The sequence below is a fragment of the Pseudomonas sp. MOIL14HWK12:I2 genome, assembly GCF_000510745.1.
GTDB lineage: Bacteria > Pseudomonadota > Gammaproteobacteria > Pseudomonadales > Pseudomonadaceae > Chryseomonas > Chryseomonas oryzihabitans.
This window is the reverse complement of sequence record NZ_AZOA01000012.1, coordinates 149,031-163,061: the sequence shown is the minus strand read 5'-3', so window position 1 is coordinate 163,061 and position 14,031 is coordinate 149,031. Positions and strand designations below refer to the sequence as shown.

Below are 14,031 nucleotides of genomic sequence, written 5' to 3'. Positions count from 1 at the left end.
ACCTGCTGCGCGTCGGCCGAACTGCGTTGAAAAGGCTCTGGAAGGCCAGCCCCGTCGGAATGCTCATTTACCACTCGTAAACTCGCGCGCGAGCCCGGTCCGCTTCCTCAAGCCTTTTTGCGGGGCCGCCCAGGCCTTGTTTGTCTCTAGCTCGCGAGATTATAAAAAGGCTCTGAGAGCTAACCGTATCTAGGCGCCGTTGACCTGGAAGACGTGCCTTAGATAGTGCAGGAAGTCCGGCTCGCCGCCCTGGGCCTTGCCCGGGGCGTCGGAGATCTTCGCCACCGGCTGGCCGTTGCAGCGACTCATCTTGAGCACCATGTTCATCGGCTGCACCCCCGGGATGTCGCAGGTGAAATGGGTGCCGATGCCAAAGCTCACGTTGATCCGCTCGCGCAGGGCCCGGAACAGGGCGAGGGCCTTTTCCAGATTGAGCGAATCGGAAAACACCAGGGTCTTGGTCAGGGGGTCGATGCCCAGCTGCTGATAGTGGGCGATGGCCTTTTCCGCCCACTGCAGGGGATCGCCGCTGTCATGGCGCAGGCCGTCGAACAGCTTGGCGAAGTAGAGATCGAAATCGCGCAGGAAGGCTTCCATGGTGATGGTGTCGGTCAGGGCGATGCCGAGTTGTCCGCGATACTCCCGTACCCAGCAGTCGAGGGCGGCGATCTGGCTGTCGATCAGCCGCGGACCCAGTTGCTGGTGCGCCATCAGCCACTCGTGGGCCATGGTACCCAGGGGCGCGACGCCCAGCTTCCAGGCCAGGTGGACGTTACTGGTGCCGACGAAGCGACCGGGGAAGTCATCCCTGAGGCTGCGCACCACCATCTCCTGCACGCCATAGGAGAAGCGCCGCCGGGTGCCGAAGTCGGCCATCTTGAATTCGGCCAGCTCGTCGGCGCCCGCCTCCCGGGCCAGCCAGTCGAACTTGCGATAGAGCTGATCCCGGGCCACCTGCAGCGGCAGGTCGGCATGGCGCTGGCGATTGCGCACCTCGCTGATCAGCGCCAGGATCGGCACCTCGAACAGGATCAGGTGCAGCCAGGGGCCTTTCAGGGTCAGGGTGAAGCGCCCCTCCTCCTCACCGAGGAACACATAGGAGGGATTGAAACGGAACAGTCGCAGGAAGCGGATAAAGTCGGGGGTGATGAAGGGGATGCGCTCGAGAAAGGCCAGCTGGCTGTCGCTGATGGCGACATCGGCCAGGGCATCGATCTCGGCCTGAATGGCCGCGTGGTAGGGACGCAGGTCTTCGTCGTTGCGACAGCGAAAGGCCCACTCGACTTCCGCATTGGGATAGTTGTGCAGGACGGCCTGCATCATGGTGAGCTTGTAGAAGTCGGTGTCCAGCAGGCTCTGCACGGCCTGCTCGGAAAAACTATCGGCCATCATTGGCGGGGGCTCGGCAGCTAGAAGTCAGACGACAGGATGCCCAACTTGCCGAGGAAGCGAAAGGCGCTTGACCGCTCGGGGGCCTAGCGGTTGTGGGTCTGGGTCATGCCGAAGAGAAACAGCAGCAGGTCCTGGCTACCGGTGCTGGAGGTGGTCAGGCTGCGGGCGACCGGTGTCTGGCAGTAGTCCAGACCCTCGCTGCCCACCACTGCAGCTGCCGGCCGTAGCCAGCTCGCATAGGCCAGGGTGGTGACCCCGCAGAAAGCCGCGATCAGCAAACCTCGAGTAATTTGTGAAGTCATGGCTCCAACCCTCTGATCTTCCGTCCCAACGCCTGTTGGTAAACGTAGAGGAGAGTTCGCCATTGCGCAGCATTCCACGACGAATGGCGGCGCAATTGCAGCATATCCCGACGAGCGGCCGTGTCTATACCGAGGCGCTGGCGACATTTCTCCAGATCGAGCAGGGCCACCGAGAATTCCTTGCCCTGGGGACCGGCTCGTTCGGCGACGAAGATGTGCTTGGGATAGAGGCAACCGTGCTGCCAGCGATGCCGGTGCATGCGCGCCAGCACCTCACCGAGGGTGGCCAGGAACCGCTCGTGCTCGGCCTCGCTGAGCGCCTTGCCACCGCCTTCGGCATACCAGTGATCGAGGTCCTGGTAGCCTTCCAGGGCCGCGCTCACCAGCAGGGCGCGCCAGCCGCCCTGGGCATGCTGGGCAGCGCAGAACAGCAATTCGGGAACCTGGATGCCCAGATCGCGAAAGGCGATCAGCGCATCGCGCTCGCGCAGGGCGGTGGGACGCCCCAGGGGGTGACGCAGGCTGCGATAGAGGTGGCCGACCTGGCGCTTGACGTAGGCCAGGGTACCGTCAGGGAGTTGCAGGCGCTGGACACCGCTTTCGCCACCACGGCGGACGTTGGGCGCTTCCACCCAGTCGCCCGCGGTATTCCACCAGCGATCGAAACGCTCTTCGCCTTGCGTCACGGCTCCCATCGGCTGCCTCTCTTATTCTGAAATAGCTTCAATTGGCCTTGCGCAGGACGTAGACCCGCCACATGGCATAGCCCGGCAGGAAGTCCAGGGCCCGGTCGACGACGAAGCCGGCCTGGGCGACTTCCGCCTCGAACTGGCTGCGCTCGACGATGAATCTGTTCTGATAACCGCCGCGGTCGCGGCCCTGAGCCTTGCGACGACGTTCCAGTGCCTGACGCCGCCAGGCCTTAAAGTTGCCGTCCACCCACAGCGACAGGATGACGCTGTCGCGGGTCACCCGGTGGAACTCCTGCAGCAGGGCCAGACGGTCCGCCGATTCGCCCACATGGTGAAACAAACGCATACAGAAGATGCAATCTACAGAATTGTCGGACAGGTCGATAGCGAAAGCCGACGTCTGTAGCGTCTTCACCCGGGCCACGACGTCCGCGGGCTGCTGTTCACGGGCGGTGGCCAGCATGTTTTCCGAGTAGTCGGCACCGATGATCAGGCGATTGCGCTTCTCCGCCAGCAGCGGCCAGAAGCGGCCGGCGCCACTGGGCAGATCCAGCACCAGATTGGGCTGGCCGGCGATGCTCAGGGCCTGCCGGGCGAGCTGCTGGTCGCGCCAGTTGGACAGGCGCCGGGCCAGGCCGTCCTGATGCTTCAGGTAATACTGGCGGGCGTGGTCGGCGTCGTACTTTTGCGAAAAGGGCAGGTCGATGGGCGCTTTCACGGAGGCGGCTCCTGAGGGAGTGGAGAAGTGCCGCCACCCTACCCAGGCCGCTGTCAAACCGCGGTCAAGGCGTTGTGAAAATTCTGTAACCTCAGTCCGCTAGGCTGTCGCTGCCCAGCGCTATCTCGAAGCGACAGCCACCCGCCGCGCTGTCACCCAGGGTCACGGTCCAGCCTTGCAGCTGGCAGATCCTGCGGACCAGCGACAGCCCCAGCCCGAGGCCTTCGCCACGCCCCTCGGCGCCCCGCACGAAGGGCTGGAACATCGCCTCGCGCTGCTCCTCGGGAATGCCGACGCCGCTGTCTTCCACCACGAAGCCGTCCGCTCCGACCTGCAGGCCGATATAGCCCCGCTCGGTGTAGTGCAGCGCATTGCGCAGCAGATTGCTCATCACCGAGCGCAGGAAGGGCTCGTGCCAGAGCGCCTGGTCGGCCTCCGGCGCCACGCTCAGCCGCCACTGCAGGCCCTTGGCTTCCACCGCCGCCTGCCACTCCTGCGTCTGGCGCCGCGCCACCTGGGCCAGGGTGGCACGCGGCGCCTGGGTGTCGTTGTCGCCCTGGTTGCGCGCCAGGGCGAGAAAGGTCTGGACCAGCTCCTGCATCTCCCGCGCCGCGCGGGTCATGCGTTCCAGCGGCCCCTTCGCCCGGGCTGGCAGGTCCGGCGTGGCCTCGAGCAATTCGCAGGAGGAATTGATCACCATCAGCGGGGTACGCAACTCGTGGCTGACGTCGCTGGTGAACAGGCGCTCCCGCGCCAGGGCGGCGCGCAGGCGATTCAGGGCATCGTCGAAGGCGCCGGCCAACTCGCCGACCTCGTCCTTGGCATAGTCCGGCGCCAGGGGCGGCGTCACATCGAGCAGTTGATCACGCCGACGCACCTGACGCGCCAGCCGCACCACCGGGGCGATCACCCGCCGCGACAGCGCCCAGCCCAGCAGCCAGGCCAGGGCCACGCTGATCAGGAAGCCGACCAGCACCACCTTGTAGAGCAGCCGTTCGCGCGCCTCGAAGTCGCTCTGATTCTGCAGCAGGACGAAGTGATTGCCCTCCAGCTCGGCCACATAGGCATAGAAGTACTGCTGGTCCTCCTCCACCTCGCTGAAGCCGGCCGGCAACTCGCGCAGGTGGGCAGGCAACTGCGCCACCTCGGCGAGGGGCACGAAATACAGGCGCATGTCGGGATCCAGCACCGGCTGGCCACCGCGTTTCATGTCGCGCTGCACCATGCGCTCCAGTTCGTTGCGCAGGTCGGTGGAGATCAGCCGCTCTTCCACGGTGTGCACCACCGCGACGATGCCCAGGGAAAACACCCCGCCGACCAGGAAGGTCATCAGCACGAAGGCGATGACGATCCGCCGTGACAGGCTCAGGTGGTATTCCATGGCTACTCCTGCTCGACCAGTTTGTAGCCCACCCCGTGAATGGTGCGCAGCAGCGGCTGCTCGAAGGGCTTGTCGATCACCTGGCGCAATTGGTGGACGTGACTGCGCAGGCTGTCGCTGTCGGGGTAGTCCTCGCCCCATACCGCCTCTTCCAGCACCTCGCGCCGCACCACGTGGGGCGACTTCTGCATCAGCAGGGCGAGGATCTTGAGGCCGATGGGATTGAGCTTGAGCGGCTTGCCGGCGCGACTGACCTCCAGGGTGTCCAGGTCATAGCTGAGATCGGCGACCTGCAGCTGGCGGCGTCCGCCGCCCTTGGCCCGGCGCATCACCGCCTCGACGCGAGCGGCCAGTTCGGACAGGGCGAAGGGCTTGACCAGATAGTCGTCGGCGCCGGAGCGAAAGCCTTCCAGGCGATCATCGAGCTGATCGCGGGCGGTGAGCATGATCACCGGGGTGTCGCGGCGGGCATCCTGGCGCAACCGCTGGCAGAGGGTGTAGCCATCGATGCCGGGCAGCATGATGTCGAGGATCAGCAGATCATAGTGCTCGGTCGCGGCCAGGTGCAGGCCGGACAAGCCATCCTGGGCGCAATCCACGCTGTAGCCCTTGAGGCTGAGGTAATCCAGCAGGTTGCTGAGGATGTCCTTGTTGTCTTCTACCACCAGGATACGCATGTCGCTGACCTCATTGCCCGAGTCCGCTGCGGGCCTCGTTGTCGTCTGTTCGGCACAGAGCCTAACCGGCCCCGGCGACCGCGACCAGCGCGGCGGCGGCGCGCAGGGTGGGAGCATCGAGGATCACCGGCCATAAAAAACCCCGGTGTCCGCGAGGAGCACCGGGGTTCGGCTCGGCCCTAGGGCCGGAGCGGTTCTTACATCATGCCGCCCATGCCACCCATGCCGCCCATGTCGGGCATGGCCGGGGCTGCGTCGTCTTTCGGCAGCTCAGCCACGATGGCTTCGGTGGTGATCAGCAGACCGGCGATGGAGGAAGCGGCCTGCAGCGCGCTGCGGGTCACCTTGGCCGGGTCGATGATGCCGAATTCCAGCATGTCGCCGTATTCGCCGGTAGCGGCGTTGTAGCCGTAGTTGCCGCTGCCCTGCTTGACCTTGTCCAGCACGACGGAGGCTTCGTCACCGGCGTTGGTCACGATCTGGCGCAGGGGCGCTTCGACGGCGCGACGCAGGATGTTGATACCGGCGTTCTGCTCTTCGTTGATGCCTTTCAGGTCTTTCAGAGCTTCCAGGGCACGCACCAGGGCGACACCGCCGCCAGGCACCACGCCTTCTTCCACCGCAGCACGGGTCGCGTGCAGGGCGTCTTCAACGCGGGCCTTCTTCTCTTTCATCTCGACTTCGGTGGCAGCGCCAACCTTGATCACGGCAACACCGCCAGCCAGCTTGGCCAGACGCTCTTGCAGCTTCTCTTTGTCATAGTCGGAAGAGGTTTCTTCAACCTGGGCACGGATCTGCTTGATACGGGCCTGGATGTCGGCTTCGACGCCAGCGCCGTCGATGACGGTGGTGTTTTCCTTGTTCAGGACCACACGCTTGGCTTGACCCAGGTGCTCCAGGGTGGTGCTTTCCAGGCTCAGGCCGACTTCTTCGGAGATGACGGTACCGCCGGTCAGGATGGCGATGTCCTGCAGCATGGCCTTGCGACGATCACCGAAGCCGGGCGCCTTGACGGCAGCGACCTTGACGATACCGCGCATGTTGTTGACCACCAGGGTGGCCAGGGCTTCGCCTTCGACGTCTTCGGCGACGATCAGCAGCGGGCGACCGGCCTTGGCGACGGATTCCAGCACCGGCAGCAGTTCGCGGATGTTGGAGATCTTCTTGTCGACCAGCAGCAGCAGCGGGCTGTCCAGCTCGGCCGACATGGTGTCGGGCTTGTTGATGAAGTAGGGCGACAGGTAGCCACGGTCGAACTGCATGCCTTCGACGACGGACAGTTCGTTTTCCAGGCCCGAGCCTTCTTCGACGGTGATGACGCCTTCTTTACCGACCTTCTCCATGGCTTCGGCGATGATGTTGCCGATGCTGTCGTCGGAGTTGGCGGAGATGGTGCCTACCTGGGCGATGGCCTTGCTGTCGGCGCAGGGCTTGGACAGGTTCTTCAGCTCGGCGACGACGGCCGCGGTGGCCTTGTCGATGCCGCGCTTCAGATCCATCGGGTTCAGGCCGGCGGCCACGGACTTCAGGCCTTCGGTGACGATGGCCTGGGCCAGCACGGTGGCGGTGGTGGTGCCGTCACCGGCAGCGTCGTTGGCCTTGGAGGCCACGTCTTTCACCAGCTGGGCGCCGATGTTCTCGATCTTGTCCTTGAGCTCGATTTCCTTGGCGACGGAAACGCCGTCCTTGGTGATCAGGGGAGCACCGAAGCTACGCTCCAGCACCACGTTGCGGCCTTTCGGGCCGAGGGTGGCCTTGACGGCGTCGGCCAGGGTGTTGACACCGGTCAGCAGCTTCTTGCGCGCGGAGTCACCGAATTTGACGTCTTTTGCAGCCATGTTCTGTTTCCTCTAAGAAATTCGAAAAGTGAGCGGGGATCAGCCTTCGATGACGGCCAGGATTTCGGACTCAGCCATCACCAGCAGTTCTTCGCCATCGACCTTGATGGCGTTGCTGCCGGAATAGGGACCGAAAACCACCTTGTCACCCACTTTCACCGCCGGAGCACGGACATCACCGTTGTCCAGCACGCGTCCAGTGCCTACGGCAACCACTTCACCGCGGTTCGGCTTTTCGGCAGCCGAGCCCGGCAGCACGATGCCGCCAGCGGATTTGGTCTCTTCTTCGCTGCGACGAATCACAACGCGATCATGCAGAGGACGAAGCGCCATTGTCGTATCTCCCAAAGTTCTAAGTGTTTCCAGCGCCGATGACTGCATCGGCAGTTTGTTTTTACCGGCTGCGCCGGGTGCGCCCCGTGCATGACAGGACGCGAAACCTGCTCGCCTTGCGGCGACAACCTTGCGGTGTCCGCTACATGAGGTTGTCGCCAGGCATTTCAAGGGCGGGGGGCAAAATTTTTAGTGCTTTTGCTCGTCGCGGTGCACCACTTCACCTTCGATGACCTCGGGGCGATGGGGCGCGGCCTGACCGGAGCCCGGCTGATGGCCCTGGTAGCCCTGGGCACCGGGGTTGCGCCGGGTCACCCGGCCGATCACCGCGCCCAGCAGGGCCTTGCGGGTCACCGGCAGGAGGCAGACGAGCGCCAGGACATCGCTGATGAAGCCCGGGAAGATCAGCAGGGCGCCGGCGATCGCCAGGGTCAGACCCTGGATGACCTCCTGCTCCGGCATCTGCCCCTGGGCCAGGCGCATGCGGATGCGCCAGAGGGTGGTGAAGCCGGCGACGCGCAGCAGGGCGACGCCGACCAGAAAGCTCAGCAACAGCAGGGCGAAGGTGGCGAGCACGCCGATTTCGCTGCCGATCTTGATGAGTACGGCCAGTTCCACAAAGGGGAACAGCAAGAAGAGTAAGGCGGTCACGCGCATCTCGGGTCCTTCACGGTGGAAGCCGGTTGAAAGTCAGGAGATGGAGGCGGCCGAGCCGATTTCAAGGTGGCCGCCCGACGCCGCCCGGAAACGCAAAGGCCGCGAAAATCGCGGCCTTGACGGATTGGCGCCTGCCTAGGGAAACATGACGTTACCAGGACACCCCGACACCGGCGGTGTACTCGGTCTGGTTGACGTTGCCCTCGGCACCGCTGGTCAGTTCCTTGGACGCCTTGAGGTTCAGCGACGCCCAGTTGGTCACCTTGTATCTCAGGCCGACATCGCCGTCGAAGGTGAAGTTGGCGGTGTTGTCCAGCGGCCGGCCCAGTTCACCATTGGTGAAGAACTGGATGGTCTGGCCGTACAGGTAGCGGTTGTAGTCCCACTTCACGCTCGCCGAGAGGAACTGGTCGGAGCCGCCGTCCGAGTACTCGTAACGGTTGTGGTTGAGCAGGCCGGTAAGGGAGAAGGCACCCAGTTCGTTGTCCCAGAACTGGTAACCGGGACCGGTACCCAGGGTGCGCTGCTTGGCCAGGTCCTGGATCCAGTCGCGCTTGTATTCGGCGCGGCCCTGCCAGAAGAATTTCTCGTCGAAGAAACGATCCAGGGCGTACTGCAGACCGTACTTGCTGGTCGAGACCACGTCGTCGGTCTTGTAGCGGTCATAGCTGCCGTTGGCGTTGTGCCGCCACATGCCGTGCCGGGCCTGGGTCTTGAAGTCGATGTCGTACTTTTCGCTGTCCTGGGACGAGCTGATGTAGTCCAGACCGGCGTCGATGTTGCCCTTCCAGGCGAAGTCGCGCAGGAAGGGACGCGGCGGCACGATCTGGGTGATGCTGGCCAGGGGCACGGTCTGCTGGCCGTCGGCGGTGCTGACCACCACCTGACCGTCGTCGGCCGGCTTGAGGCTTTCCACCGGGAAATCGGGTTCGTACTTGCCGCGCTGGACGATGACGGGCTTGTCACGCTGCAGGGTCTTGATCTTGTCCCAGGACAGGGGAATGTTGCCGCCGTATTCGGTCTGCAGGAGCAGCTTCTTGCTGTCGAGCAGCTTGATGGTTCCGGTCAGGCGGTCGCCGTTCTTCAGCCAGACGGTATCGGCATGGGCGAAGGAGGCGAGTGACAACAGCGCGAGCGAGGAGAGCAATCGAAAACGCATGGGCACCAGGACACCTTTGGGTGGACTTGGGTGGAAAGGTAACGAAACGAGAGGGGCGCGATTATCCGGGTGCCGGAGACCCGCGCAACCGTTCCTGGGTAAAAGTTAGGCAAGTTTCCGCAAATACTGCCCAAAGGTCGGACGTCTTGGGAGAATGTGGCAGCTCGACACGTTTCAGCACCACCGTAACCAAACTTTTCGGCACACTGGCACTCTTCTCCCCCGGAGCAGCAGGGCGTCATGAGCGCATCCCCTCCCCTCGAACCCCGGCGTCAGGCCGTCTTCCTGGCGCTGGCCGCCATTCCCGCGGGACGGGTGGTCAGCTATGGCCAGTTGGCGGAGCTCGCCGGCCTCGGTCGCGGCGCGCGCTGGGTGGGCTGGGTGCTGGGACGCCTGCCCGAGGGCAGTGCCCTGCCCTGGCACCGGGTGATCGCCGCGGACGGCCGCCCGAGCCTGACCCGCGACAGCCCCTCTGGCCGGGAGCAACGCGAGCGTTTGCGGGCCGAGGGCGTGCTGCTGCACGAGGACCGGGTAGACATGCGTCGGTACCGGTGGAATCCAGCTGAGAGTGTCGAGTAGAGTGCGCGTTTTTTCCGAGCCCAAGGGCATGTTTGCACGTTTCTGGCGTGAAGCCGTCACCACCTACAAATCCAGGGCCTGCCTGGCCCTGCTGCTGCTGGGCTTCGCCGCGGGCCTGCCGGCCATGCTGGTGTTTTCCACCCTGTCGGTCTGGCTGCGCGAAGCGGGCGTGAGTCGCGAGACCATCGGCTACGCCAGCTGGATCGGCCTGGCCTATGCCTTCAAGTGGGTCTGGTCGCCCATGCTCGACCTCTGGAAGCTGCCGCTGATCGGCAAGCTCGGCCGTCGCCGCTCCTGGCTGGTGCTGTCGCAGATCCTGGTGGGTCTGGGGCTGATCGGCATGGCGCTGTGCAATCCGCAGCAGCACCTGGAACAACTGATCGCCCTTGCCGTGCTGGTAGCCTTCGCCTCGGCCACCCAGGACATCGCCGTGGACGCCTATCGCCTGGAGATCGCCAGCGACGACCGCCAGGCCGCCCTCGCCGCCTGCTACATGACCGGCTATCGCATCGCCGCCCTGCTGGCCAGCGCCGGCGCGCTGTTTCTCGCCGAGGAACTGGGCTCGTCCCGCCTGGGCTACAGCCAGAACGCCTGGGCCACCACCTATATGCTGTTCGCCCTGCTGGTCCTGCCCGGCCTGGTCACCAGCCTGCTGATCCGCGAGCCCGAGCCGGTGGCGCCCATGGCCATGGCGGAATCGCGCTTCGGCTTCAATCACCAGCTGGTGGCGGTCGCCCTGCTGCTGGTGATGCTGGTCTCCATCCCCGCCGCCATCAATGCCGCCATCGCCCAGGCCTGGCCGCGCGCCCTGCTCTACAGCCTGTTCATCGTCGGCTGCCTGTCGCCCTGGGGGCGCTATTGCTCCAAGCCGCTGAGCGATCTCATGCGGCGCATGCGCGAACCGCTGCGACTGCGCGATGCGGCCAATGCCGAAGAGCTGCCGCGCTTCGACTTCGTCCACCAGATGGTCTCGGTGATCCTGCTGATCGTGCTTATCGTCGCCGTCACCGGTGGCCTATCGGCGCTGGCCGGCGGCTACTGGCCGCGCGGCCTGATGTACGGCCTGATCGCCTGGCTCTGCCTCACCGCGCCGGGGCGCCGGCTGATGGCACCGGTGCTGACGCCCATCACTGAATTCATCCAGCGCTACCAGTGGCAGGCGCTGCTGCTGCTCGGCCTGATCTCCACCTATCGGCTGTCGGACACGGTCATGGGCGTGATGGCCAGCGTCTTCTATATCGACGTGGGCTACAGCAAGGAAACCATCGCCGGGGTCAGCAAGATCTTCGGGGTGTTCATGACCCTGTTCGGCGCGGGCCTGGGCGGCGTGCTGATTACCCGGGTGGGGATCCTGCCGATCCTCTTTCTCGGCGGCGCCGCCTCGGCGCTGACCAATCTGCTGTTCGTGGTGATCGCCTCCACCGGCGCCAACGTGCCGCTGCTGATCGCCACCATCTGCGCCGACAACGTCAGTGGCGGCATGGCCACCTCGGCCTTTGTCGCCTACCTGTCGAGTTTGACCAACCTCAGATTCTCGGCCACCCAGTACGCCATGCTCAGCTCGCTGATGCTGCTGTTGCCGCGGCTCTTGGGCGGCTACTCGGGGGCCATGGTCGAGCACGTCGGCTACAGCTCGTTCTTCTCGCTGACCGCCCTGATGGGGGTGCCGACGCTGCTGCTGATCGCGGTGCTCTGGCTGCGCCAGCGGCGGACCGCGATACCCAGCGGTCCTTCCGGCAGCGGCCACTGAGACCGGGGCGGCCTACGGCCGCCCCGACCTGCCCTAGGCTTCGCCGCGTGCGGCCGCGGCGGCGCGCTCGTCGCCCTTGTCGTCGATCACCTTGACCACCCGGCTGGGCAGCGCGATGTCGATGCCTTCGGCCCGCAGGCGATCGCGGATCTGCTCGTTGAAGGTGAACTGGGTGCCCCAGAAATCGCTGTTGGCGGTCCAGCAGCGCAGCGACACGGTGATGAAGGTGTCACCCAGGCCGGCCACCACGATGGCGGGCGGCGGCGTCTCCAGCACCCGCGGATCCTTGGCCATGTCGGCCAGCACCTGCTTGGCCTTCTGCAGATCGGCGTCGTAGCCGACCTTGACGTCGAAGACGATCTGCCGCGTCGCCTGGCGCGACTGGTTGGTGATGATGCCGTTGGACAGGTTGCCGTTGGGCACGGTGACGGTGCGGTTGTCGCCGGTGCGCAGCACGGTATGGAAGATCTGGATCGAATCCACGGTGCCCTGCACGCCCTGGGCCTCGATGTAGTCACCGATCTTGAACGGCCGGAACAGCAGGATCAGCACCCCGCCGGCGAAGTTGGCCAGGCTGCCCTGCAGCGACAGGCCGATGGCCAGGCTGGCGGCGCCGAGGGCGGCGACGAAGGAGGTGGTGGCGATGCCGATCATGGAGGCGACGCTGATCACCAGCATGACCTTGAGACCGATGTTGACCAGGGTCACCACGAAGGTTTCCAGGGCCTGGTCCATGTGCCGTGCGGTGAACAGCGCGGCCAGTCGCCCGGTCAGGCGATTGATGATCCACCAGCCGATCCACAGGGTGATCAGGGCCAGTACCACCTTGCCGCAATATTGCAGGATCACCGGTAGCCAGGCCATGAAGGCCGTCAGCAGGTGATCGGTCTGGGCACTCAAATCCATCGTCTACCTCTCCACGCACAAGAAAAAAGTCGGGCGCGGCCTGAATGGCAGCGCCCTATGTGCGACGGACGGTAGCCCGAGAGGTTCCGAAACGCGGCTCAGTCGCGGAAGTTGTCGAACTGCAGCGGCATGCCCAGGGACTGGCCGCGCAGCAGGGCGATGACCTCCTGCAATTCGTCGCGTTTCTTGCCGGTGACGCGCACCTGTTCGCCCTGGATGGCGGCCTGGACCTTGATCTTGCTGTCCTTGATCAGGGCGACGATCTTCTTCGCCAGCTCCTTGTCGATGCCCTCGCGCAGGGTGGTCTCCTGCTTCACGGTCTTGCCGGAGGCATAGGCATCCTTGACCTCCAGGCACTGGACGTCGATCTTGCGCTTGGCCAGGTTGACCTTGAGGATCTCCAGCATCTGCTCGAGCTGGAAATCGGCGTCGGCGGTCAGGGTGACGGTAAGGTCCTTGGCCTCGAAGCTGCCCTTGCCGCGCAGGTCGTACCGGCGCTCGAGCTCCTTCATGGCGTTGTCCACGGCGTTGGTGACTTCGTGCTTGTCCAGCTCCGATACGACGTCGAAGGAAGGCATGGATTTTCTCCTCGGTTGGGGTGGGGCAGCCTTGACGCTGCAGCCTGACCGACCATTATAACGACTGGCCCTCTTCCTCAGGAATCCGACCATGCGCAAGGAATCGACACTGGAGTCACAGCTGTGAGCTGGCACGTGCTGGGCGCCGGCAGTCTCGGCGGACTCTGGGCCGCGCGGCTGTTTCGCGGTGGCGAGCCGGTCCGGCTGATCCTGCGAGATCGCACGCGCCTGGCGCAGTATCGCGCCCGCGGCGGCCTGCAACTCAGCGAAGGCGACACCACCAGCCTCTATCCGCTGCCGGCCGAGACGCCCGAGGCCGGCAATCCGATCCGCCGGCTGATCCTCGCCTGCAAGAGCTACGACGCCGAAGAGGCCATCGCCAGCGTCGCCGCGCGCCTGGAACCGGAAGCCGAGATCCTGCTGCTGCAGAACGGCCTGGGCAGCCAGGACGCCGTGGCCGCCCGGGTACCGCGGGCGCGCTGCCTGAGAGCCAGCACCACCGAGGGAGCCTATCGCGAGACCGATTTCCATGTGGTCGCGGCCGGTGCCGGGCAGATCTGGATCGGCGACCAGCTCGGCAGCCATACCCCGCCGCCCTGGCTGGATACCCTCGCCGAGCTGGGTTTCCCGGTGCGCTGGACCGACGACATCGACGCCCGCCTGTGGCGCAAGCTGGCGATCAACTGCGCCATCAATCCGCTGACCGTGCTCTATCGCTGCCCCAATGGCGAACTGCGCCAGCATCTGCCCGAGGTCACGGCGCTCTGCGACGAACTCGCGGCGCTGCTGGAAGCCATGGGCCTCGCCCCGGCGGCCCAGGGGCTGCAGCAGGAGGTCGAGGCGGTGATCGCCGCCACCGCCCACAACAGATCCTCCATGCTGCAGGACGTGGAGCGCGGCCAGCGCACCGAGGTGAGCTACCTGCTCGGCCACGCCCTGCCGATCGCCGGACGGCTGCGCCTGCCGGTGCCGCACCTGACCGAGCTGCAGCAGCGACTGCAGGTCCGGCTCGCGGAGCGCGGATTGCCCGTCGATTAGCAGCGGGCTACCCTGCCCGCTTCCCTGTTGC

Annotated in this window: 15 protein-coding genes; 3 read left to right on the top strand and 12 right to left on the bottom strand. The window is 65.2% G+C overall.

Going from position 1 to position 14,031, the window contains the following annotated elements:
• Positions 1–189: 189 nt before the first annotated feature.
• From pncB to PSK12I2_RS0111665, 10 genes are all read right to left on the bottom strand, one after another.
• Positions 190–1,392 (bottom strand): nicotinate phosphoribosyltransferase, encoded by a 1,203-nt coding sequence (gene pncB / locus PSK12I2_RS0111715; RefSeq protein WP_027598540.1) that lies wholly within the window; start codon positions 1,390–1,392, stop codon positions 190–192.
• Positions 1,393–1,475: 83 nt separating this feature from the next.
• On the bottom strand, positions 1,476–1,694 hold the full coding sequence (locus tag PSK12I2_RS0111710) for a hypothetical protein (protein WP_027598539.1): 219 nt from the start codon (positions 1,692–1,694) through the stop codon (positions 1,476–1,478).
• On the bottom strand, positions 1,691–2,389 hold the full coding sequence (locus PSK12I2_RS0111705; protein WP_027598538.1) for a lipopolysaccharide kinase InaA family protein: 699 nt from the start codon (positions 2,387–2,389) through the stop codon (positions 1,691–1,693). Before PSK12I2_RS0111705 ends, PSK12I2_RS0111710 begins: the two co-directional genes overlap by 4 nt.
• Before the next feature lie 28 nt (positions 2,390–2,417).
• Positions 2,418–3,104: a class I SAM-dependent methyltransferase gene (locus tag PSK12I2_RS0111700; RefSeq protein WP_027598537.1), complete on the bottom strand. Its 687-nt coding sequence runs from the start codon at positions 3,102–3,104 to the stop codon at positions 2,418–2,420.
• Positions 3,105–3,195: 91 nt separating this feature from the next.
• Positions 3,196–4,485: a HAMP domain-containing sensor histidine kinase gene (locus tag PSK12I2_RS0111695; RefSeq protein WP_027598536.1), complete on the bottom strand. Its 1,290-nt coding sequence runs from the start codon at positions 4,483–4,485 to the stop codon at positions 3,196–3,198.
• Between the two features lie 2 nt (positions 4,486–4,487).
• Complete coding sequence (locus PSK12I2_RS0111690) at positions 4,488–5,162, bottom strand: response regulator transcription factor (RefSeq protein ID WP_007161935.1); 675 nt, start codon at positions 5,160–5,162, stop codon at positions 4,488–4,490.
• 197 nt (positions 5,163–5,359) lie between these two features.
• Positions 5,360–7,000, bottom strand: coding sequence for a chaperonin GroEL (groL, locus tag PSK12I2_RS0111680; protein WP_027598535.1), 1,641 nt, complete (start codon positions 6,998–7,000; stop codon positions 5,360–5,362).
• Positions 7,001–7,039: 39 nt separating this feature from the next.
• Positions 7,040–7,333: a co-chaperone GroES gene (locus PSK12I2_RS0111675; protein ID WP_007161933.1), complete on the bottom strand. Its 294-nt coding sequence runs from the start codon at positions 7,331–7,333 to the stop codon at positions 7,040–7,042.
• 189 nt (positions 7,334–7,522) lie between these two features.
• Positions 7,523–7,990 (bottom strand): FxsA family protein, encoded by a 468-nt coding sequence (locus tag PSK12I2_RS0111670; protein ID WP_027598534.1) that lies wholly within the window; start codon positions 7,988–7,990, stop codon positions 7,523–7,525.
• A 151-nt stretch (positions 7,991–8,141) separates the two neighbouring features.
• Positions 8,142–9,149, bottom strand: coding sequence for a DUF481 domain-containing protein (locus PSK12I2_RS0111665; RefSeq protein WP_027598533.1), 1,008 nt, complete (start codon positions 9,147–9,149; stop codon positions 8,142–8,144).
• Positions 9,150–9,389: 240 nt separating this feature from the next.
• On the opposite strand from PSK12I2_RS0111665, the gene PSK12I2_RS0111660 reads away from it, so the two are divergent.
• Both PSK12I2_RS0111660 and PSK12I2_RS0111655 read left to right on the top strand, forming a co-directional pair.
• Positions 9,390–9,728, top strand: coding sequence for an MGMT family protein (locus PSK12I2_RS0111660; protein WP_007161930.1), 339 nt, complete (start codon positions 9,390–9,392; stop codon positions 9,726–9,728).
• Positions 9,729–9,756: 28 nt separating this feature from the next.
• A complete protein-coding gene (locus PSK12I2_RS0111655) occupies positions 9,757–11,478 on the top strand; it encodes an AmpG family muropeptide MFS transporter (RefSeq protein WP_027598532.1) in 1,722 nt (573 codons plus the stop codon).
• Between the two features lie 33 nt (positions 11,479–11,511).
• Here PSK12I2_RS0111655 and PSK12I2_RS0111650 read toward each other — a convergent pair whose 3' ends face one another.
• Complete coding sequence (locus PSK12I2_RS0111650) at positions 11,512–12,384, bottom strand: mechanosensitive ion channel family protein (protein WP_027598531.1); 873 nt, start codon at positions 12,382–12,384, stop codon at positions 11,512–11,514.
• A 98-nt stretch (positions 12,385–12,482) separates the two neighbouring features.
• A complete protein-coding gene (locus tag PSK12I2_RS0111645) occupies positions 12,483–12,962 on the bottom strand; it encodes a YajQ family cyclic di-GMP-binding protein (protein ID WP_017640080.1) in 480 nt (159 codons plus the stop codon).
• Positions 12,963–13,085: 123 nt separating this feature from the next.
• Between PSK12I2_RS0111645 and PSK12I2_RS0111640 the strand changes: the two genes are divergently transcribed.
• A complete protein-coding gene (locus PSK12I2_RS0111640; RefSeq protein ID WP_027598530.1) occupies positions 13,086–14,000 on the top strand; it encodes a putative 2-dehydropantoate 2-reductase in 915 nt (304 codons plus the stop codon).
• The last annotated feature ends 31 nt before the right edge of the window (positions 14,001–14,031 follow it).

Coding starts and splice junctions, on each gene's coding strand:
- PSK12I2_RS0111650 (WP_027598531.1), bottom strand. CDS start 12,384: ATGGATTTGAGTGCCCAGACCGATCACCTGCTGACGGCCTTCATGGCC.
- PSK12I2_RS0111695 (WP_027598536.1), bottom strand. CDS start 4,485: ATGGAATACCACCTGAGCCTGTCACGGCGGATCGTCATCGCCTTCGTG.
- PSK12I2_RS0111690 (WP_007161935.1), bottom strand. CDS start 5,162: ATGCGTATCCTGGTGGTAGAAGACAACAAGGACATCCTCAGCAACCTG.
- PSK12I2_RS0111645 (WP_017640080.1), bottom strand. CDS start 12,962: ATGCCTTCCTTCGACGTCGTATCGGAGCTGGACAAGCACGAAGTCACC.
- groL (WP_027598535.1), bottom strand. CDS start 7,000: ATGGCTGCAAAAGACGTCAAATTCGGTGACTCCGCGCGCAAGAAGCTG.
- pncB (WP_027598540.1), bottom strand. CDS start 1,392: ATGATGGCCGATAGTTTTTCCGAGCAGGCCGTGCAGAGCCTGCTGGAC.
- PSK12I2_RS0111665 (WP_027598533.1), bottom strand. CDS start 9,149: ATGCGTTTTCGATTGCTCTCCTCGCTCGCGCTGTTGTCACTCGCCTCC.
- PSK12I2_RS0111675 (WP_007161933.1), bottom strand. CDS start 7,333: ATGGCGCTTCGTCCTCTGCATGATCGCGTTGTGATTCGTCGCAGCGAA.
- PSK12I2_RS0111660 (WP_007161930.1), top strand. CDS start 9,390: ATGAGCGCATCCCCTCCCCTCGAACCCCGGCGTCAGGCCGTCTTCCTG.
- PSK12I2_RS0111670 (WP_027598534.1), bottom strand. CDS start 7,990: ATGCGCGTGACCGCCTTACTCTTCTTGCTGTTCCCCTTTGTGGAACTG.
- PSK12I2_RS0111710 (WP_027598539.1), bottom strand. CDS start 1,694: ATGACTTCACAAATTACTCGAGGTTTGCTGATCGCGGCTTTCTGCGGG.
- PSK12I2_RS0111705 (WP_027598538.1), bottom strand. CDS start 2,389: ATGGGAGCCGTGACGCAAGGCGAAGAGCGTTTCGATCGCTGGTGGAAT.
- PSK12I2_RS0111655 (WP_027598532.1), top strand. CDS start 9,757: ATGTTTGCACGTTTCTGGCGTGAAGCCGTCACCACCTACAAATCCAGG.